General features: G+C 68.1%; 21 protein-coding genes. 9 read left to right on the plus strand and 12 right to left on the minus strand.

Annotation, left to right across the window (positions count from 1 at the left end):
• Positions 1 to 22 precede the first annotated feature (22 nt).
• From ACZ7OH_RS12520 to ACZ7OH_RS12560, 9 genes are all read left to right on the plus strand, one after another.
• Complete coding sequence (locus tag ACZ7OH_RS12520; protein WP_470280905.1) at positions 23 to 400, plus strand: hypothetical protein; 378 nt, start codon at positions 23 to 25, stop codon at positions 398 to 400.
• Positions 401 to 537: 137 nt separating this feature from the next.
• Positions 538 to 936 (plus strand): hypothetical protein, encoded by a 399-nt coding sequence (locus ACZ7OH_RS12525; protein ID WP_470280906.1) that lies wholly within the window; start codon positions 538 to 540, stop codon positions 934 to 936.
• A gap of 666 nt (positions 937 to 1,602) precedes the next feature.
• The gene (locus ACZ7OH_RS12530) at positions 1,603 to 2,055 is read left to right on the plus strand and encodes a glycine-rich domain-containing protein (protein ID WP_470280907.1); all 453 of its coding nucleotides are present in this window, start codon (positions 1,603 to 1,605) and stop codon (positions 2,053 to 2,055) included.
• On the plus strand, positions 2,052 to 2,927 hold the full coding sequence (locus ACZ7OH_RS12535) for a hypothetical protein (protein ID WP_470280908.1): 876 nt from the start codon (positions 2,052 to 2,054) through the stop codon (positions 2,925 to 2,927). The genes ACZ7OH_RS12530 and ACZ7OH_RS12535 overlap by 4 nt, the downstream gene beginning before the upstream one ends.
• Positions 2,928 to 3,183: 256 nt before the next feature.
• Complete coding sequence (locus ACZ7OH_RS12540) at positions 3,184 to 4,110, plus strand: endonuclease/exonuclease/phosphatase family protein (protein WP_470280909.1); 927 nt, start codon at positions 3,184 to 3,186, stop codon at positions 4,108 to 4,110.
• 14 nt (positions 4,111 to 4,124) lie between these two features.
• Positions 4,125 to 4,400: a hypothetical protein gene (locus ACZ7OH_RS12545; RefSeq protein WP_470280910.1), complete on the plus strand. Its 276-nt coding sequence runs from the start codon at positions 4,125 to 4,127 to the stop codon at positions 4,398 to 4,400.
• A gap of 243 nt (positions 4,401 to 4,643) precedes the next feature.
• The gene (locus tag ACZ7OH_RS12550; protein WP_470280911.1) at positions 4,644 to 5,459 is read left to right on the plus strand and encodes a hypothetical protein; all 816 of its coding nucleotides are present in this window, start codon (positions 4,644 to 4,646) and stop codon (positions 5,457 to 5,459) included.
• Positions 5,453 to 5,752, plus strand: a complete 300-nt coding sequence (locus tag ACZ7OH_RS12555) for a hypothetical protein (RefSeq protein WP_470280912.1) — start codon at positions 5,453 to 5,455, stop codon at positions 5,750 to 5,752. Before ACZ7OH_RS12550 ends, ACZ7OH_RS12555 begins: the two co-directional genes overlap by 7 nt.
• Positions 5,749 to 6,009 (plus strand): hypothetical protein, encoded by a 261-nt coding sequence (locus tag ACZ7OH_RS12560; RefSeq protein ID WP_470280913.1) that lies wholly within the window; start codon positions 5,749 to 5,751, stop codon positions 6,007 to 6,009. The genes ACZ7OH_RS12555 and ACZ7OH_RS12560 overlap by 4 nt, the downstream gene beginning before the upstream one ends.
• 90 nt (positions 6,010 to 6,099) lie before the next feature.
• Here the strand turns inward: ACZ7OH_RS12560 and ACZ7OH_RS12565 are convergent, their stop codons facing one another.
• The 12 genes from ACZ7OH_RS12565 to ACZ7OH_RS12620 form a co-directional block, all read right to left on the minus strand.
• Complete coding sequence (locus ACZ7OH_RS12565; RefSeq protein ID WP_470280914.1) at positions 6,100 to 6,420, minus strand: hypothetical protein; 321 nt, start codon at positions 6,418 to 6,420, stop codon at positions 6,100 to 6,102.
• Positions 6,420 to 7,394 carry a glycoside hydrolase family 25 protein gene (locus ACZ7OH_RS12570; protein WP_470280915.1) on the minus strand — a complete coding sequence of 325 codons (975 nt, stop codon included), beginning with the start codon at positions 7,392 to 7,394 and terminating at the stop codon, positions 6,420 to 6,422. Before ACZ7OH_RS12570 ends, ACZ7OH_RS12565 begins: the two co-directional genes overlap by 1 nt.
• A gap of 23 nt (positions 7,395 to 7,417) precedes the next feature.
• Positions 7,418 to 8,293, minus strand: coding sequence for a hypothetical protein (locus tag ACZ7OH_RS12575; RefSeq protein ID WP_470280916.1), 876 nt, complete (start codon positions 8,291 to 8,293; stop codon positions 7,418 to 7,420).
• Positions 8,290 to 8,619, minus strand: coding sequence for a hypothetical protein (locus ACZ7OH_RS12580; protein ID WP_470280917.1), 330 nt, complete (start codon positions 8,617 to 8,619; stop codon positions 8,290 to 8,292). Before ACZ7OH_RS12580 ends, ACZ7OH_RS12575 begins: the two co-directional genes overlap by 4 nt.
• Before the next feature lie 41 nt (positions 8,620 to 8,660).
• Complete coding sequence (locus ACZ7OH_RS12585; protein WP_470280918.1) at positions 8,661 to 8,975, minus strand: hypothetical protein; 315 nt, start codon at positions 8,973 to 8,975, stop codon at positions 8,661 to 8,663.
• A gap of 14 nt (positions 8,976 to 8,989) precedes the next feature.
• A complete protein-coding gene (locus ACZ7OH_RS12590; RefSeq protein WP_470280919.1) occupies positions 8,990 to 9,214 on the minus strand; it encodes a hypothetical protein in 225 nt (74 codons plus the stop codon).
• 19 nt (positions 9,215 to 9,233) lie between these two features.
• Positions 9,234 to 10,331, minus strand: a complete 1,098-nt coding sequence (locus ACZ7OH_RS12595; RefSeq protein ID WP_470280920.1) for a DUF5047 domain-containing protein — start codon at positions 10,329 to 10,331, stop codon at positions 9,234 to 9,236.
• A gap of 12 nt (positions 10,332 to 10,343) precedes the next feature.
• Positions 10,344 to 11,765, minus strand: coding sequence for a hypothetical protein (locus ACZ7OH_RS12600; protein ID WP_470280921.1), 1,422 nt, complete (start codon positions 11,763 to 11,765; stop codon positions 10,344 to 10,346).
• A 14-nt stretch (positions 11,766 to 11,779) separates the two neighbouring features.
• Positions 11,780 to 16,357: an aggregation-promoting factor C-terminal-like domain-containing protein gene (locus ACZ7OH_RS12605; RefSeq protein ID WP_470280922.1), complete on the minus strand. Its 4,578-nt coding sequence runs from the start codon at positions 16,355 to 16,357 to the stop codon at positions 11,780 to 11,782.
• 48 nt (positions 16,358 to 16,405) lie between these two features.
• Entirely contained in the window at positions 16,406 to 16,687 is a 282-nt protein-coding gene (locus ACZ7OH_RS12610) for a hypothetical protein (RefSeq protein ID WP_470280923.1), read from the minus strand.
• Between the two features lie 83 nt (positions 16,688 to 16,770).
• The gene (locus tag ACZ7OH_RS12615) at positions 16,771 to 17,112 is read right to left on the minus strand and encodes a hypothetical protein (RefSeq protein WP_470280924.1); all 342 of its coding nucleotides are present in this window, start codon (positions 17,110 to 17,112) and stop codon (positions 16,771 to 16,773) included.
• 102 nt (positions 17,113 to 17,214) lie between these two features.
• Positions 17,215 to 17,805, minus strand: a complete 591-nt coding sequence (locus ACZ7OH_RS12620; RefSeq protein ID WP_470280925.1) for a phage tail tube protein — start codon at positions 17,803 to 17,805, stop codon at positions 17,215 to 17,217.
• Positions 17,806 to 17,858 lie beyond the last annotated feature (53 nt).

The raw sequence follows: 17,858 nt of genomic DNA on the forward strand, positions 1-17,858 counted from the left end.
GATCACGGAAGAAGCTCAGATCATGGAAACCGTCCAGGAGACACCGGGCCGCGCCGACGGCCTGCGCGGGGTCAGTGACGAAGAACTGCCGCCGGGCCTGACGCACCCCTACCAAAGCCGTGTCCGCACCGCGGCCTTCATCTCCGGCCACACTTTCACCTGGACGCTCGGCGAGGACTGGATCGCGGTGCAGCGTGGTCGTGTCGCCAACGCCGACAGGCGTGTTCTGGTCTTCAGCGACCCGTGGCCGCAGGTGCCGATGCAAACGGGGCGCCGACCGGTCATCGCCGTCGTGAAGGCGCCCGAAGGCAACTGGTGGAACAGCCCCGGCATCATCGCGGAAAAGCTCTCCGAAGCTGCCCGTTCGTGGATCGCCGCGCAGACCAAAAACCGCCAGTAGGACGTCTCGGTCGTCGTGAGTACCCCGACGGTGCCCCTCGCGCCCACGACGACCGAGGCTTGAACACAGCGGCCCCGGGGCCGCGGATCCTGAATTCCCCTCCGGGGCCGCTGTGTACGAACCAAGTGGAGCTGAGCATGGGACCTATCTCCGATGAGGAACGCCCGCACGTCGAAGCGCTAGCGCGGGCCATCGGTGGCGATTTTAAGGACGTATCGCCGCCGAACTCCGAGATCATGCTCCTTCTGCGTCGGCGGTTAACTGTGGTCGAGGAAATTCAGATCACCCACATGACGTGCGCGGTGGCCGCTCGCTGGAGGGCAGTCGACTACTACGAGGAACGAAGTGTCGCCGACCCACTCTGGCAAGAGACTGGCACGGTCGCAGACGTCATCACCGCATTGTTGGAACTACCGAATGACGGCGAGCCGGGTGCACCGGCGCGGGCGCTAATAGGGCCGGGTGATCTCATCGCGATGGTGACCACGCGCGAACTGCGGCTCGGCCTCAGCCTGCGGTCGCCATTCCAGGACTGATGACCGATAGAGGCGGCTATGGTACGGATCATGCGTGGCCGGGCGTTCTCCATGAGGACGTACTTCATCGCATGGTCCCCAATCGGATCCGGTGGCTCCGGACGCGGAAGCAGACCTACGCGGTCTCGGCCTGCGGAATCCTCTGCGCGCTTGGACCTGCGCCGGAAGGAGCGAACTACTGCCCGGATCCTCAATGCTGGCCATCCCCGAAGCCGCGAGTAACCCTGTCGCCACTGAAAAATCCGCCAAGCTTGAGTCGACTGCCGAAGCGCGTGCCACAGCCGGTGCCACCAAAACCCTCCGAGCGACCGAACCCGACCACTCTCTGGTTCACGCCAGCAACGCCAACGCAAGGAACGGAACCAAGTGCAAGATCAGGAGCTACTGACCGAAGTGGACGGCGTGGTGAAACGCCTGAAACATCTCTCAACGGATCTTCTGGTCGCAACAGAGCGCTATGCGCCGGTAATTCGGAGTCTCGCGCGTGATCTGGGGACCCTCAGGGACCGCCTCATCGACCGAGCCGAAGAGTTGGAGAATTCCGGCAGGTAATCTACCGACGAACAACTGAATGGCAAATAGTTTTCGAGATATGCATGCATCAAAAAGGAAAGAGGGAGAAATATGCTTGACGCTTTTGCAACCCCACGGCGGAGTCAGGATCTGGTGTCCGACGAGCTTTTCGGACAGCTCGTGCGGCGGATCGTCCGAGAGCAGGCCACAACAACCGAATGGGCGACCCGTATCGTCGACCAGGCGATCGCGTTCCTGGCGGCTTGCGCCAAGTCGACCGAGCCGCTTTCACCAAGCAGCACGGTCGACATCGGGTGGCACGCGTTCATTCTCTACACGAAGGAGTACGCCGCGTTCTGCCAGCGAGTCGCCGGCTACTTCCTCCACCACGACCCGACGCCGATCGGTGTCACTCCGAACGACCTGGAGCCGCAGGAGAACGTGGATCGCTCGGTGCGCGCGATCCGCGACGCCGGTTTCGCCGTCGACTTGGAGCTGTGGGACGCATCAGTGAAGTGCTCCCAGTGCCAGCAGGGGTGTACCCACTCCGGAGGGAACACCGGGTGTCACCACCACCCCGTGCGGACAGATACGGTTACCGCGTGATCGAGCGGTTCGGTTGGGATGCCTTGCCCGAAGCTGTCCAGGATGCGGTTCGTGGCCAGCTCGGTGACGTAACCGTGGTCAGGGACGTCGCCGAGGGGCAGAACTGCAACCTGGCGCTCGTCGTTCGTGGCGATGCGGGCGACGTGTTCCTCAAGGGCGTCATGGGCGTCAGTCCGCGGATGCGCTGGCTGCGTAACGAAGCCAACGCTGGCGAGCTGGCGCCCCGCATCGCGCCTTCCACGAGGTTCAGCGCAGACATCGAGCCGGAATGGTTCGTAGTCGGGTTCGAGTACGTCGAGGGACGGCCTGCCGACTTCACGCCGGGGTCACCGGACCTCGAGGTCGTCGCGACGACGGTGAACGAAATCGGGCAGCGTCCGGCTGGCGCGGTTCCGTCGCTGAGCGACCGTTGGACGTCGTCAGACTGGTGGGCAAAGCTGATCGAGGTCGAGCCGGACCATCTGGTCGGCTGGAACGTCGAGGAGATGACGAAGTGGAGCACACGGGCCGCCGAGCTGGTGGACGGGACTGCTCTGCTCCACACGGATCTCCACGAGCACCAGTTCCTCATCAACGACGTGGCGGGGTCGGCGCGGGTAATCGACTGGGGCAGGCCGGCGGCAGGCGCAGCGTGGGTTGACGTTGCGTTCTTGGCGATCCGGTTGATCGCCGCCGGACACGAGCCAGCCGACGCAGAGCAGTGGGCCTCGGCCATGCCCAGCTGGTCCACCGGCCGCGACGAGGCCGTGACCTCGTTCGCGTGCTACGTGGCTGGCCTGTGGAGCTACCGAGGCGTCACCTCGCCGTTTCCTGGATCAGTGGGGCTGAGCCGCGCCGCGAAGGCGTACGCGCGACACCGACTGGCAAGGTAGCCAGACCCGGGGCGGGTTCCGGCGCAATGCCGGAATCCGCCCCGAGAATCCGTAACGGTTCGATGGGGTTCGCCAGCGTCCGCGCCTCGACGTGCCCCCGACGGGAAACCGCGGGTTCAAAATCACGTCAGCGCACTGTCGGCATCGCCAGATGAAGTCGCCCCCGCCGAGCCTCGCCTTGTTACGCCTCCTGGCATTGCGTACGCGCCATCCGTGCCCACGTATACCAGGAGATGACGAACAGGAAGACCACTCGATGTTCCAACCTGTCAAGCTTCATGTCGTTGCGCTTAACCTTAAGCGAGGCGGCTACGATCGTCACACCCGCAGACACGACCACGAAAAACTTCACGCAATTTTGTCCAATTTGGACACGCCACCCCACGTCTTATTCCTCTCCGAGTGCACCTACTACACCGAATCAGTTTTTCAGTCCGAGCCGCTATTCGGCGCGAAGGAAATCCTCGCGTCGTTATGGGGGTACGACGAAGACGAGGCTGGCAACACTTACCCGAAGGCTCGTTACGAGGCGTTCATCTCGAAGGTGCAAGGTTCGGTGAACGTACCTGGCCTGTTCATCGATCCTCGCTACGTCCGGCCTCTCCGCTGGTACGACGAGACCCAGCGGCGCAGTCTCGCAAACTCCCTGACAGCACGGATCAACGGTCACGACATTCAGCTTAAATCGTTGCACTGGAACGGGTCTTGTGGCGCGACCTTGTTTGATCAGCAATCCTCTCAGGACGGTCAGATGGCGCAACACGCGGCGATCATCGGCGGCGACTTCAACGCCACCAGCTCTCATCCGGGGGAAAGCATTCCCGCCAACTGGGGGAAGCGCTGCGACGAACAGGGCCAGGCGCAGAAGCGCAGCCAGAAAGGTGTCCGCAGTCAGCACGGGGCTTGGCGTGTCTACACAGATCCGATCGACAGCTTCCTGGAACACGGCTGGTGGGACGCCGGCGAGAAAGCGAACGACTTCACCGTAACCGTGAACCAGTGGGTGGACGGTGGCTCCGGCCTGCGGATCGACCGCATCATGGTCAGCAAGCGCGCGCCGGTCAGACTCATTGCGAACTCCTACAAGGTGCACGTGCCGAAACCGGGCGAGAATGAACTGTCCGACCACCGGATGGTCTCCTGCTGGCTGGAGGTCGCGCCCGCCAACGCTGATTCACGATGACGTACACCCGGAACATGCAGACCGTCGGTAGCGTGATCACCGCCTGCCAACGGGTTCACGGACTTCCGGAGGACGCGGACTGGACGATGAACGTTCCTCCCCTCAAGTCCTCCGGCCTCTTCCTGCCGCCGAAGCATCCGAGTCCTCGGGCCGCATGGGAGGTCATCGAGTGGTACGCGCGCGGACTGAACCTCATAAGGGCAGGCGCCAAGGTGGGCGTCACCAGCAACACCGCGATGCATTGGATGCAGCGCATCGGAGCGCCGCGACGGAAGTCGTCGAAGCGATGAGCGCTCCTGGACCACGCGGATTCGGCCACGTCTGGATCTTGCTGGGTCTGCTCGCTTTCGTGGGCTTGGCGGCGTGGGCCGGCTGGCACGCAGCGAGCCAGCTTATCGCTGGCGTCGCGTGACGGCCAAAGGAACAGGGAATCACAGCAGGGAGACGTCACCATCTTCACTTTCGTCACCGCCAACCTCCTCAATTTTGACGGCAAGGAACCGCGGGAAGCTGCCCGGTACGGACAGCTCACCATGTTGCTGCGCAAGCAGAACCCGGACTTCCTTGCAGTGCAGGAGCTAGTTTCATCCGGCCGAGACAAGAACATCGAAGGTCCCGCAACGAGGCGCAACGAGGCATCTCGTGCGCTACTCAGCCTCGCCACCGCTCTTGGGATGGTGTGCGACACGAGCTTTGTCCCGGCCGTGGCGATCAGTCCCACCCGACATCACACGGGTCTGCTGTGGCGCCCGGGTATCGACGTCGTCCCGAACACGTTGATGCGGTACGACAGCCACATCTACGGCAACTCACACGGCTTGATCGCCGCCGTTTTCACCGTGGGCGGAAGGAAAGTACGTGTCGGCTCGGCACACTTCAGCCATTGTGATCCCGGGATGTCCGGCGGTTGGAAGGACGCCGGGCTCGTCATGCGAGCCTTCAACCGCAGCGACGGCATCCCGGGCATCGTCGGCGGCGACTGGCAAGGCATCGGCGCCGATGCGGACTACGACCCGGACCCGTACGCGGGGAAGGAGTGGGACCAATCCCATTCTTACCACTACGACCGGGACGGCAACGTCGATCGTGACGCAGCAATTCGTCTTGAGCGCCACGGTCGGTTCCAGGACTGCGCCCGGCTCCTCGACGCGAAGTGGCAGGCAACCACCGGGCACCACGAAACCGACACCAATGAGCCTCGCCGGATCGATCGCGTCTACGTCACGCACGACTTGCCTGCCGACGCGGTTACCACTTATCGGGTCGTTGACCCAACCGAAGTGGGCCAGTGTACGGACCACTGTCCGGTCGTCGTCAATTTCGACGAGAGCAGGCTTCGGGCATGCTGAACGTAAGGCTCTATGAGGCCGAGAAGAATGGAGACCTTGGGAAGTACCTGACGAAGCTTCGCTTGCCAGCTGTGCCGTCTTACGGTGACGAAATCCTGATAGGCGACCCAGCGGACCATTTCGTAGTCCGTGGACCAGCTTTCTACAAGCATGGAAAGAGCGAGGTCGAACTGGCAGTCGAAGTCATCAACCTGGAGAACCGCGAACGATCCCGACGAGGGTCAACCCGGTGGTTTGCCCTGTGGTGGGCCGGATACGCGGTGGCGAGGCAGGTCGTTACCGGATCGTCGTGACACCCGAAGAGATCAAGTCGACGCTCGACACGTACGCCAACAAGGTCTGCCTAGAGGGCGACGACCGGCTCACGGAGTTCGAGATCCTGTTCGACGAGATGACAGCCATGGTCGGGGTCGCGACCACCGGCATGGGCTCGCAAGAGGTGACGGCCTTCTACAACGTCGTCGGTCAGATGCACGAAGCGCTCAAAGGTTTACTTGGGCTGCTCAACGAGCTGGGGGTGGCCAAAGACGCGGTAAAAGGTGCGCTGTAGCGGAACTCTGCCCCTCGACGACGAAGAGCCCCGGCTCCGCCGAAGACGGAGCCGGGGACTAGGTGTTCGCTACACGGTCACGCGCCGAGGCTAGATTTCCCCGGGCGAGCCGTCGATTGGGTACACGCCGTCGCTGGATGTCAGCCGATCTCCGTTGTCGTTGCGCGGGTCGCTTACGGGCGTCACCAGCGGCTCGGCGTTGGCCAACACGTGCAGCTGCGATAGCACGGATGTGGTCGCGGTCAGCACTGTGGCGAGCGCGGCGACCAGGTTGCCGGCCACAGTGGCCTGCTGGGCGTTGAGGACGCCGAAGGACACGGCGGCGGTGATGAGCGTGCCCGCCAGCGTGCGCCACGAGCCGGTACGGATCGCCTCGAGGATCGGACGCGGGCGCCCGGTGCTGGTCGACATCAGCTCTTCTTCGCCTTGGTCTCCACGCACAGGCCGTACGGGAACTCGCTCTTCACAAAGGCGGTGAACTGGTCGACGCCGCTGGGCGCCTCGATGTATGAGCGGGACGCGTCGGCGGCGACGTTCGTCCAGGTCTTGTCGATCGGGTACCCGGCCTTCGCTCCGCTGGAGATGGCCATGAGCCGGACGGACTCGGCCGGCCCGATCGCGCATTTGAAGGACAGCCAGGCGCGTTCGACGACCGTGCTGACCGAGCCGACCGGCACGGTGAACACGTGGCAGCGTTCGAGGAGCTTGCCGCTGGCGTCGCGGCCGGTCCCCTGGTAGTCGTGCGGAATCGCGGGCATGGCGTCCTCCTCAGGCTCGTCTCCGCTGCCTGCGCCGGTCAGGAGCAGGGCAGAGAGGTTGTCGGTGTGGTCGAGGTCGACGGACCCGGACACCCCGGGGACGCGGCCTCGGCTGGTGTACTGGTGCAGGTCGACGCGACCGCTGTAGCTGGTGATCGCATGCCGGGCGCCGTCGTTGGGGCCGTAGGCGGCACACCACGTGCGGTCCCAGTCGTAAGGCCAGGTGTCCGGCCGGAGGCTGGCCAGCCACGACGCCGAGGCGTACAGGACGACGAGCGGGTACTCCTGGCGGACGGTCTCCAGGAAGGTCCTCGCGAACGCGGGCCGCGCGGCGTACGGGATGCCGGCGGTCTCCAGGTCGAGCGCGGGCGCGAGCTGGCCGCCGAGGCGCCGGTACTGGCCGAGGAACGCGCGGGCCTGCGCGGCCGGGTCGCCGGGCTGGGCGAAGTGGTACCCGCCGTATGGGATGCCGGTGGCGCGGCATCCGGCGACGTAGTCGTCCGCGGGAATCTGGGCAGGGCCGGTGCCGTCGGTGTACTTGATGTACGCGGCGTCTACAGCGCCGCGCAGAGCCGCCCAGTTCGCGACGGGGTTGTACTTCTTGTAGAGATCGATGACCAGGGCCATCGGATCACCTCGGGTTCCTAGTGCTATCCGGTCGGCGCGGGCGGGACCTCGGGATCGCTCGACGGAGGCGGCACCGTTGTGGGTGGAGTGGTCGGCGGCGGAGCCGTGGCGACGGCGCACAGCCAGGTGTCGGCGGTCCCGCCGTCGGCCAGCTGGAGACGCAGTTGCGTCAGCTGACCGCCGCGCGGGCACAGCGCGTCGGGGTGCTCGACGAGGTAAGCGGCGAAAGCGGCTTCGATCTGGTCTTGCGTAGGCGGGGGCCCTTGTGGACCGCCGGGTCCGGGTGGGCCGGTCTCGCCGGGCTGGCCGTCTTGCCCGGGGGGTCCGGGAGCACCAGAGACACCCGGCGGTCCAGCGGGCACGGGGTTGACGGCCAGGTATGCAGCGAGCGCGGCGGCGAGCTGCTGCTGCGTAGGTGTCGGCGGAATGACAGGGTTGGCGGCGAGGTACTGCGCGAGGGCCGCGCCCAGCTCGGCGGCAGTCGGTGCCCGTCCGGCGGGCAGGTTGGCCAGCACTCGGGCGGTTGCGGCGGCCACCAGGACTTCCGTGTCGGATCCGGTGCCCGGCTGCGGGATCGGGATGGGTGCCTGTCCACGCTGGACGAGTTCGGCGTTGGCCTGCTCGCCCTGGGCCTTGGACTGCTCGGCCTGCTGCCGCAGCGCGGCCACGGCCGCGTCGGTGGTGGCGGCGCGCCCGTAGAGGTTGAGCACCCCGACGCCAGTGGCGAGCCCGACGAGCAGGGACACCGCGACACTGGCGAACACGGCCCACTTCCAGGCCCGGCGGACTTCGTCGCGCGCGGCCTGGCGTGCCTGCCGGGGAGCTTCTTCGACTGCTTCGTGGACGCCGCGCCGGAGCTCGTCCATGCCCGGTGCCGGGTCGGGCTCGCTGATGTTCATTCCCCGCGCCACCCCCGCCGTCTCAGCTCGGTCTCGCGGGCGGCCAGCAGCTCGTGCAGGCGGGTTGTTTCGCGTTCGGCCTCGTCGCGCTGGCGGCGCAGGTCGCGCATGGACTCTTCGATCATGTCCAGCGCCTTGTCCGTCTGGTGTCCCGGCGACGGTGCGGCGGTGCTGGCCGTCGTGGAGCTGGCGCGTTGCTTGATCTTCTCCACCGCCGCCGGCATGACCGCGGTGACGGCAGTGACCAGGGCGGCGAACACCGCGAGCGTGACGGCCAGCCAGGACGGACCGACCGGTGGTGCCCCGTCGGCGGCCAGCTGCACCACGAGCCGCCCCCTCCCGTGTCGGCGGGCGCGGCCTGCGCGGTCTACGACGGGAGCGGCGGGGCTCCGGCGATGGTGTCCCAGACGGAGTTCACGGTGTACTGGATGTCCCCGTCGGTCGAGTCCATGGTGATCACCGGGTTGGTGGCCACGGCCCAGGCGAAGCGAGAGCCGTAGTTGACCGGGTCGGCGAACACGTTGGTCGCCAGCGCACGCCGCAGCTGGGTCCGGGAGGGGTTGTTCGGGTCCTGGGCTTCGGACCCGACATCCTTCGCCGCAGTGGACACGGCGGCCTGCACTCGGCGCATGAACGGTGGGAAGCTGGCCAGTTCGGCGCTTTCGGCGAGGGTCGGTGCCATGCTTTCTCCTTCTGTCAGGCGGATTTTCCGAGCACCAGCCATGCCCCGGGCACGGTGGCGTCGATGTGGACGATGTCGCCGGTGGTCGGGGTGTAGCTGGCCAGGCGCGGCAGGGTGAGCGAGCCACCTTGGACGGTCACGATGACCTGGTTTCCGGACACGCCGGTGACGGTGCCGGTCTTGCGGCGGGCGGTCAGCGCCTGCTCGACCACGCGGGCGACGGCGTCGGCGATCCGCATTGCACTCCCCTTCCCCGGGTCAGGTTTCGGCCGGCAGGTCCTCGGATCGGGTCGTGATGGACTGGGTGCCATCCGGCGTGAGCGGGATGGACAGGCGGTCGATGAGGTGGTGGGTCTCTCCGGCCCGGGTGTCCTGGGCGGTGATGACGTCGCCGGTGTCGAGGGCCGGGTTGACCAGGGTTTCGATCTCGATCTGCGCGGCGGTTCCGCGCACCCGCGCGAGAAGCGCGTCCGCTGTGGTCTGGCACTGCGCGACGGTGGTCAGCAGCTCGCTGGTGTAGAAGCGGGGCTTCTTGCCGAACGGTCCGCCGTAGAAGGCGAAGCTGGTGGTGTCGGTGGCTGTGGCGTACACGGCCGGGACGCCGTCGGTGCGCTGTCCGCTGGCGACGACGCGGTTGTAGACCAGCTCGCGGGACAGCTTGTCTTTCGCGGTCAGCAGGTTCCCGCCGTTGCCGGTGCGTACCGTCCACACTGGCGCCTGGTTCAGCGTCGGCTGTGGCCGGACGACGAGGCGGCCTGCCTGGTCGAAGAACGCTTCCGCGCCCAGGAAGTCGGCCAGCTTTTCGACCGCGTCCCAGCGCTCGCGTTCGATGACGATGACCGACGCGACGAGCCCGGACCCGGTCTGGTCGGCTGCCTCGACCTGTACGCCGAGCGTTTCGCGGACCAGGCGCGCGATTTCTCCGACGGCGGTGGCGTTGGCGATGGTCTGGGCGGGGACGTCGAGCCGGTCTTCGGCGACCCGGGCGGCCGGGTCGACCACCTTCACCGTCAGGTCGCCGGAGCTGGAGACCGGCCGGGTGCGCGACGCCTCGTCGAGGCTGCCGTACATCAGCGGCACCCACTCGGTGTTGCCCGATGTCAGCACGATGCCGTAGTCGATTTGGCAGGTCGAGCCGTAGGGGGCCAGCAGGTCGGCCGGCGAGCGGGGCCACCAGCGTGGGTCGGCGGCCAGGGTCGCGCTGCGGCGGGTCTTGCTGGTGGCGTCGACATCGACGGAACCGCCGGAGATCGGCAGTTCCAGCACGCCGTAGGTGGGGCTGTACACAGTGGCTCGTGCCTGCATCGAGTGCGACTGCGCGAGCGCGATCCGAGCCCCGGTGGACAGTGGCCACATCGGCGCCCCCGATCACGCGGTCAGTTCGCTGGGTGGCTGCACCTCGTGGAACGGGGCGCTGAGGATGCGGGTCTGCTGGTAGGCGCGCCGGTTGCCCGGGTCTTCGGTGAGGTCGCCGAGGGCCAGCCACAGGCCAGTGCCATAGCCGAACTCGGCCGGAGTGCGCAGGTAGACCGGCTGCAGGTCGGCGAACATTGCCAGCAGCGCGTCTCGTTCGGCGAAGGACAGCGCGCCGATGGACAGGTCGCCGGTCGCGGCCCGGCGCTGCGCCGAGGACACGATGATCGGGTAGGACGCGCCGACCGGGTAGAAGATGCCGCGGTTGGCTTCCCGGGTGCGAGTCGGGACCGCGCCCACCTGGACGGTGACCGGGCGGGTTGCGCAGGCGGGGTGGGTCAGCCAGGTCCGGCCCAGGCTCAGCAGGGTCGCGGACTGGCTGGTCATGGCCCCGCCCATCGGGGCCGGGTTGACCACCTGGTACCGCACGGGCACGTCGAGCGGGCATTCGCCGTCGTCAATGATCAGCAGCGGCGCCAGCGTGGATTCCGAGAGCCCGGGAGTACCGACCCAGGTCCCGCCGTAGTCGCTGCCGTCGAAGTAACCGCCGGACGTCGGCTGAGTCTCGACGGTGACCCCGTCGAGGGCCATCACCCCGGCCGCCGGCATCCCGGCGGCGATGACTTTCATTGTCGGGGTCACCGCGCCCGGCGGAGGCACGAGTGTGACGACCTGCCGGGAGAACTGCGCGACCGAGGCGTTGACCTGGTCGGCGGTGAGCGCTGCGCTCGCGGTGGTCAAGGGAACGCCTCCGGCGTCGGTCCAGGTGATCTGGACCGTCACCGACGTGGGCCGCGCGGAGAACCGCAGGTCCAGCCCGATCGTGACCAGTGCGGCGCCGGGGACCGTGGTGGGCACGGTCAGCCCGACCGGCCCAGCCGCCGCGATGGTGGCCGTCAGGTATGCCCCGCCGCGCGGGGCCGCCGTGCTGGTGACGCGGCCGAGGACGGGGTTGCCGTCGCCGGGGACGTAGCCGTTGAGCCCGGCCTCGAGGCCGGGGTTGGTGGCGAAGTTGTACCGGGTCGGGCTCGGCACCCACAGCGGGTTGCCGCCGCGCACCGGCCACAGTGTCCCGTCCGGGTGCTGGCGGATCAGCTGGACGACGGCGGCGTTGGGCCACCAGGCGGTGACCCGCATGACGCCGGCCTCGGGCACGGGCAGGAGCGAGATCCCGCCGCCGGGGTACGGCAGCGGGAAAATGCTCCCCGCCCACGGCCGTGACGCGTACGCCAGCGACGGGTTTCCCGCGTACGTCCACTTCGTGGTGCCGCCGGGGATCGGCGGAGGCAGCTCCTGCTGTCCCGGCAGGGTCGCGGCCTCCGGGCCGACTCCGGCGGCGTACGGGGTGCGGCCGTAGGTTTCGCTGGCCCACGACATGTCACCACCGCCTTCTAGATGCGGACGCCGCGCGCGATGGCGGTACCGGTGGCGTGCTCGCTGGTCTCGATCCGGCCATCCACAAAGGCCCTCAGCCCGTCGTCGCTGATGGACAGCTCGCCGACGAGTCGGACAGGCTCGTCGCTCCCGCGCAGGGAGCCGAGGACGTCTTGCGCGGTGTCGTGCGGCAGGACGAGCTCGGGCTTACCGGTGCCGTTGTAGACCGGGGTGAACCCGGGCTGGAGCCATCCGCCCTGGTCGTACCAGTGATGGGCCTGCCAGAAGCTCTTCGCGCCGAGCGGGTCGTGGTAGCGGCTGGCGATGTAGGACAGGCCCCATTCCGCCTGCCCTGCCGGGAAAGCCGAAACCGGACCGTAGATGCTCTCCATCTGCTGGAACAGCCCGCGCGCCGAGCTGGTCGGGTTCGCCGCGGCCGGGTTCCAGCCGGACTCGTGGCTGATCAGCCACGACAGCGCATCCCATTGCGGGCCGGAGCCCCAGCCGTAGCGTCCGGCGACCGCGCGCACGGCCGCCACGACTTCGGGCGAACCGCTGGCGGTAGCGGTGCTGGCGAACAGCTGCCCCAGCTGCGTCACGCCGTAGTCGCGGGCACCCTCGATCGCGGTGCGCGCGACCCCGGCGCCGTCGAGGGCCGCGACGTTGCCCGGGAAGAGCCGGACGGCGTCCTCGGCCTGGCGCAGCGCCTCGGCGAAGTACGGGCTCACCAGCGCGGCCGGGTCCAGTCCGCCGGCTCCGCCGGACACAAAGGACCCGCCCACGACCGGCAGGAACGCGTGCGACGTGAACTGCGGGGAGTCCGCGCCGGACGCGCCCGGACCGACCTTGACCGGCACGTTGAAGGTCTGGGCCTCCAGGTTGACCCCGGCCAGCGTCCCGGCCGTGTGGTGGGAGTTGTAGCCGGTGGCGAACGCCGAGCCGAGTCCCGGTGCGAAGCCCGGCCACGGCTGGCTTGCCGCGACGCCGAGGCGCCGGTACGGGGAATCCCCGCGCAGCACGTTCGTCACTGCCGAGATCAGCCCGGAGCAGTCGTACCCCGCCGGGCCGGAGGCACCCCACACGTACGGTTTGCCAGCCTGGGCGCGGGCGAACGTCAGGCCGCGAGCGAGGGCGGCGTCGGCCTGGCTGCCGGTGTCGGCGACCAGCCCGCCCCGGGCGTACCCGGCCGCGCGCAGCGCCTCGGCCTGGCCGCCGTTGAGGGCGTCCAGGAACGGCACGATCCGCTTCGCGATGGCCGCCCGGACCACGAACTCCCCACGCGAGAGCCGCGCGAGGATCGAGTCCGACGTGGCGGTGCCCGGGCCGGAGACCGGGCCGCCGGTGGCGAACCCGATCGGGACCGGCCCGATCGGATGGTTCAGCCCGAAGTCGGCGTTCAGCTTGTTCCACGCCGCGACGAGCCCGTTGAGCGGCCACTGCAGAATCCAGCGCACCGGATTCCCGGCGTAGCCGGGCATCTCGGCGAACCGGCCCTGCACCCACCCGGCAGTCAGGCTCACCGCCGCACGCACTGCCGCCAGCCCGGCCACCAGGCCGGACAGAGAACTGTTCTGCGCGGTCACCGACGCCTGGACCACGGCCGCCAGCAGCGACCAGGAACCGGCCATCGTGGACTGGAGCTGGGCTTGCCGCGCGACGATCATCGCTACCCCGGCCGCCACGGCAGCCGATACCGACAGCCACACGGCGACGGCCGCGCCCTGAACGCTCAGCAGGCTCGTGGTCAGGGCCAGGTCGGCGGCGGGCAGCAGGGTGCCGGTGTGCAGCTCCAGCAGCTCCAGCGCAGGCAGCAGGACGGTGGTGACCGTGTCGGCCAGGGCCGCCGATGCCGCGTTCAGCGCGTCGGTGGCCCCGGTGGACGCGGCCGGATCGGCCGCCGTTGCCGTGGTCGCCACGGCGGCCGAGGCCGGCGCCGCGCCGACGATGCCGCCCGTCGCGAACCGCGCGACCAGTCCGCCGCTGGCAGCGGCGGCGGGACGTCCGGCCATGGCGGCGGAGTTGGCCGCCAGGATCGCGGACGGGCCGATGGCGCGCACCAGCTCGGGCACGAGCACCGCTTCGCCGGGCGAGAGCAGCGCCCGGACGCTGTCACGCCCGGGTGCGTAGCCGGGCAGGACCCCGCCGCGCGCGAGCTTGAGTTCGGGCAGCTCGTCGACGCCGGGGATCAGGCTGGCGGCGGTGTTGTAGACCTTGCGCAGGCCGTTGTTCCAGATGATGTCGATCACGAGCTGAATCGGCTTCTTCAGGAAGTCGGCGATCGTCTCGAACACGTTCTTCGTGACGTCGCGCAGCTTTTCGAACCCGTCGCGCACGTCGGCGAGTCGATCGCCGAACCAGCCGAGCACCGGCTTCACGACGTTGTTGTAGGCAGCTGACAGGGCGCTGCCGATGGCGTCGAAGACCGGCTTGATCCCGTGGTCGTAGAGCCAGATCGCGGCGTCGCCGACGAGGCGAAGGGCCAGCGCCCAGCCGTCGAAGTACGGCTTGAGCAGCGTGGACCAGATCCAGCCGAGGAACGACCCGATCGCCGAGAACGCGGGCTGGATCGCGTTCGTCCACAGCCACGACGCGATCGACGCGACCAGGCGGAACCCGACCACCATCGGTCCGATAAGGACAGTCGCGACGATCGCGGCGAGAATTCCCGCCGCCTGGCCGATGAACGAGAACACCGGCGAGAGGACGTTTGACCACAGCCATGAAGCGATCTGGCCGACAAACCGCAGCGCCGCAACGATTCCCGCGAACGCAGGCTGGAGGATGTTGACCCAGGCCCACTGCGCGGCATTCTGGATCACGCCCCACAGGCCGATCCAGAAATCGCGGAAACCCGCGCTGGTGTTCCAGAAGTACACGAACGCCGCGACCACGGCCGCGATCGCGCCGACGATCAGCCCGACTGGGTTGGCGTCCATGGCCGCGTTGAGCAGCCACTGCGCCGCCGCCGCGCCCTTGGTGGCCAGCTCGTAGAGCTTGATCGCCCCCGACACGGCGGCGTATCCGGTGGCGAATGCGCCGATGGTGACGGCCATTGGCGCGAGCCAGTCGGCGTTTTCGCGTACCCACTGCACGGCGTCGCCCAGCGCGGGCAGCAGCACGCCGCCGAAGAAGTTGACCAGCCCGGTTTCGAGGGTTCGCTGAAACGCGACCAGCCTTTGCCCGGCCGAGTCGTTGAGTGTGGCGCCCATGCGGTCGGCTGCGCCGCCGACGTCGCCGAGCGCGGCCACGGCCTTGCTCGGGTCCAGCGCGAATAACGCCTGCCCCAGGTCTTCGGCTTGCGTGCCGAACAGGGCGACCGCGGCCTGTGACCGGGCGACCGGGTCGGGCATCGCGCGCAGCTTGTCGAGCACCAGGTCCAGCGCCTGTGTGGCTTGTGGTCCGCCACGTGCGATCGTGGCGGCCATGTCGGCCGCGTTGAGGCCGATGGCCTGGAATCCCTGTGCGGTCAGCTTGCTTCCGTCGACCGCCCGGATGCTGAACTCCTTGATCGCGTCGGCGACCAGGTCGGAATTCCGTGCTCCTGCCTGCATTCCCTGCACCAGGAGCCCGGTGGCCATCGAGGCGTCCAGGCCGAACTTCTGGAACTGCACCGAATATTCGGTCATCGTGTCGAGCAGGTCGTGGGACCGGTCGGCGCCCTGCTGAAATCCGCGCGTGAGCACGTCGAGCGCCTCGTTCGCGTCACGAGCGAGGCCGGTCTTCATCAGCTGCCCGATGGCTTCGGTGGTACCGCCGAGGTCCACATCGAACGCGGTGGCCAGGTTCAGGACCTTGGCGGTAATGCCAGCGAGCTGGTCGTTGGAGGCGTCCTCCATGACCAGTCCGGATTGGATGACGCCACGGATGGCTTCGTTGATCTGGTCGAGGGAGTCGCCGTATGCCTGCGCGTACAGGGTGCCGGCGACCCGGCCGAGGTCGGCGGCCATGTCGGCAGGCGCGCCGAGCTGGGCGGCGAGCTTGTCACCCAGCCGCGCGTTCTCCAGCGTGTCCATGGCGATCGACGCCGCGTTGCCGATCGCGGTCAGGCCGAACGCGAAGCTTCCGGCCTGGCGGGCGGTGTCAGCCAGCGAGGAGCCGAACCCAGCCGAGCGCCTTTCGGCCTTGTCCACCGAGACCGTGACCGTGTCGGTGGCCTCGGCGGCGTTGCGCTGGGCCTGCTCGAACCGGTCGGAGGTCGAGGCGGTGCGTTCCTGCGCCGTGGTCAAGCTCCGCTGAGCGGTCGCGAGCCGTTCTTCGGCGGCGGCCAGCGCGCTGGCCTTGGAATTGCCCGCAGCGCGGACCTCCTGGAGGCGCGCTTCGGCGACGCGGACCTTGCCCGCCGCGTCGGCCTCACGGTTGCGGGCGGTCTCCAGCTCGCCCGCGACCTTCTTGACGTTCTCCTTCGCAGCCTCGATCCCGGTGCCCAGCGCGGTACCGGCGCGGCGGCCGGCGTCTCCGGCCGAACGCTCCAGTTCCCGGCTGATCTGCGCTCCGGCGCGGGTTCCGGCTCCGGCGGCCTGCTTGGCCAGTTCCGCGCCCCAGCCGCGCGCCGAGGGCAGGGTGTCGATCCAGACGACCTCGCCGGAGTTCACCACGACTACTCACCCCGGCTCCCGTGGAACGAGGCCGCGCGGGCAGGTGAGTTACGCGACGGCGGGGTGGGGCTTGTACTGGTCGAGGTAGGCGATCACGTCGGCGGCGTCGGCGTCGCCGCGGTCGCCGATGCGGTCCTTGTCCTGCTCGCCGGGGCGCGAGAGCGGGCGCGGGCGGCGCAGGCCCTTCATCCCGGCGCCGCGTCCGGTGACCATCGTGTTCTCCGCGAGCCGGTCGGCCACAATGGCCAGCAGGTATTCGACGTCGGTCCAGGCGTGCCCGTGCACCGTGCGGTGAAACGCCGAGGTCGGCGGTAGGTGCTCGATGAGCACGCGCAGGTGCCGCAGGCTGATGTCCCCGCGCCAAAATTCGGCGATCGGGTTGCGTGGGGCGTAGGTCGCACAGAGGGCGGCTTCTATCGCTTCCGGCGCTTCACCGAGGAGGTCGAGCGCCGTGTAGGGCGGCCTTCGTCGTTGTCCTGCTTCATTTTCTGCATGTACTGGTTGATGGCGAGGATGACGTACCCGGCGCGGCCACCGGCCTCCACGAACTTGACGTACTGGTCTTCGCCGAGGTAGTACTCGGCGACCTCGACGTCGGTCTGCATGTCGAGCAGACCGTCTTTCCAGTCGTCTTCGGCGGTGATCGGGTCGGTGCAGGACCACTCCTGGGCCTTGAAGGTGAAGGTGAAGTGGTCGGCACTGCCGGTGGCTTCCTCGCGCTGGGCGAGGATTGCGTCCATGTCGATGGTGGACAAGGCGGTGTTCTCCGTTCGGTGAGCGTGGGTGAGCGCAGGAAGAAGGGGGCCGATGTGGACCGCTCACCACTTGTCCACATCGGCCCCCCGATCGAGGGCGGCTTACGAGCCGCTGGCGGCCGGCAGTTCCCAGCCTTCCTTGTAGACCCGCAGGGCGGAGTAACCGTCCGAGCCCGGGTAGGCGGTAATCGTCACGTCGTACCCGATCAGCGTGTCAGACTTGTAGGTGACCTCGCCGCGTTCGGACACTTCGGCCATGGGCAGGAAGATCCGGCGGTGGTAGATGCCGTCGATGACATCGATGCCGAAGCATCGCAGATCCCGGGCAGGCTTCCCTTCCTCCACAAAGGACACCACGGCGTCCTTGCCGGTGCCGGTCTGGGTCATGCCCTCCAGCCCGACGCGGTAGTACAGGCTGATGGTGTCGAACTTCGACTCCCACAACGTGGCCTGATAGGTCTGGGTGGACTTGGTGATCTCCGACCGGATCGGCGTCGCGGACTGCCAAGGAGTGAACTCCTCCTTGTCCTCGTCGCGGCCTTCGACGATCCCGTCGTCGGAGATGTAGCCGAGATCGCGCATGGCGGCGTTCCACGCCTCCATCGCCGTCGCGCTCGGGGCGGTCGTGCCCAGGGGGCCGACGTAGAGCGCCCCGGTCACGCCCAGGCGCGCCAGGGCAGAGTTCTGTGCCACGGGGTGTTTCTCCCTTGAGGTGCGGAGCCCCGGGTGAGCGAGCGGGGGTGCGG

The organism is Amycolatopsis sp. NPDC114478 (assembly GCF_055633805.1).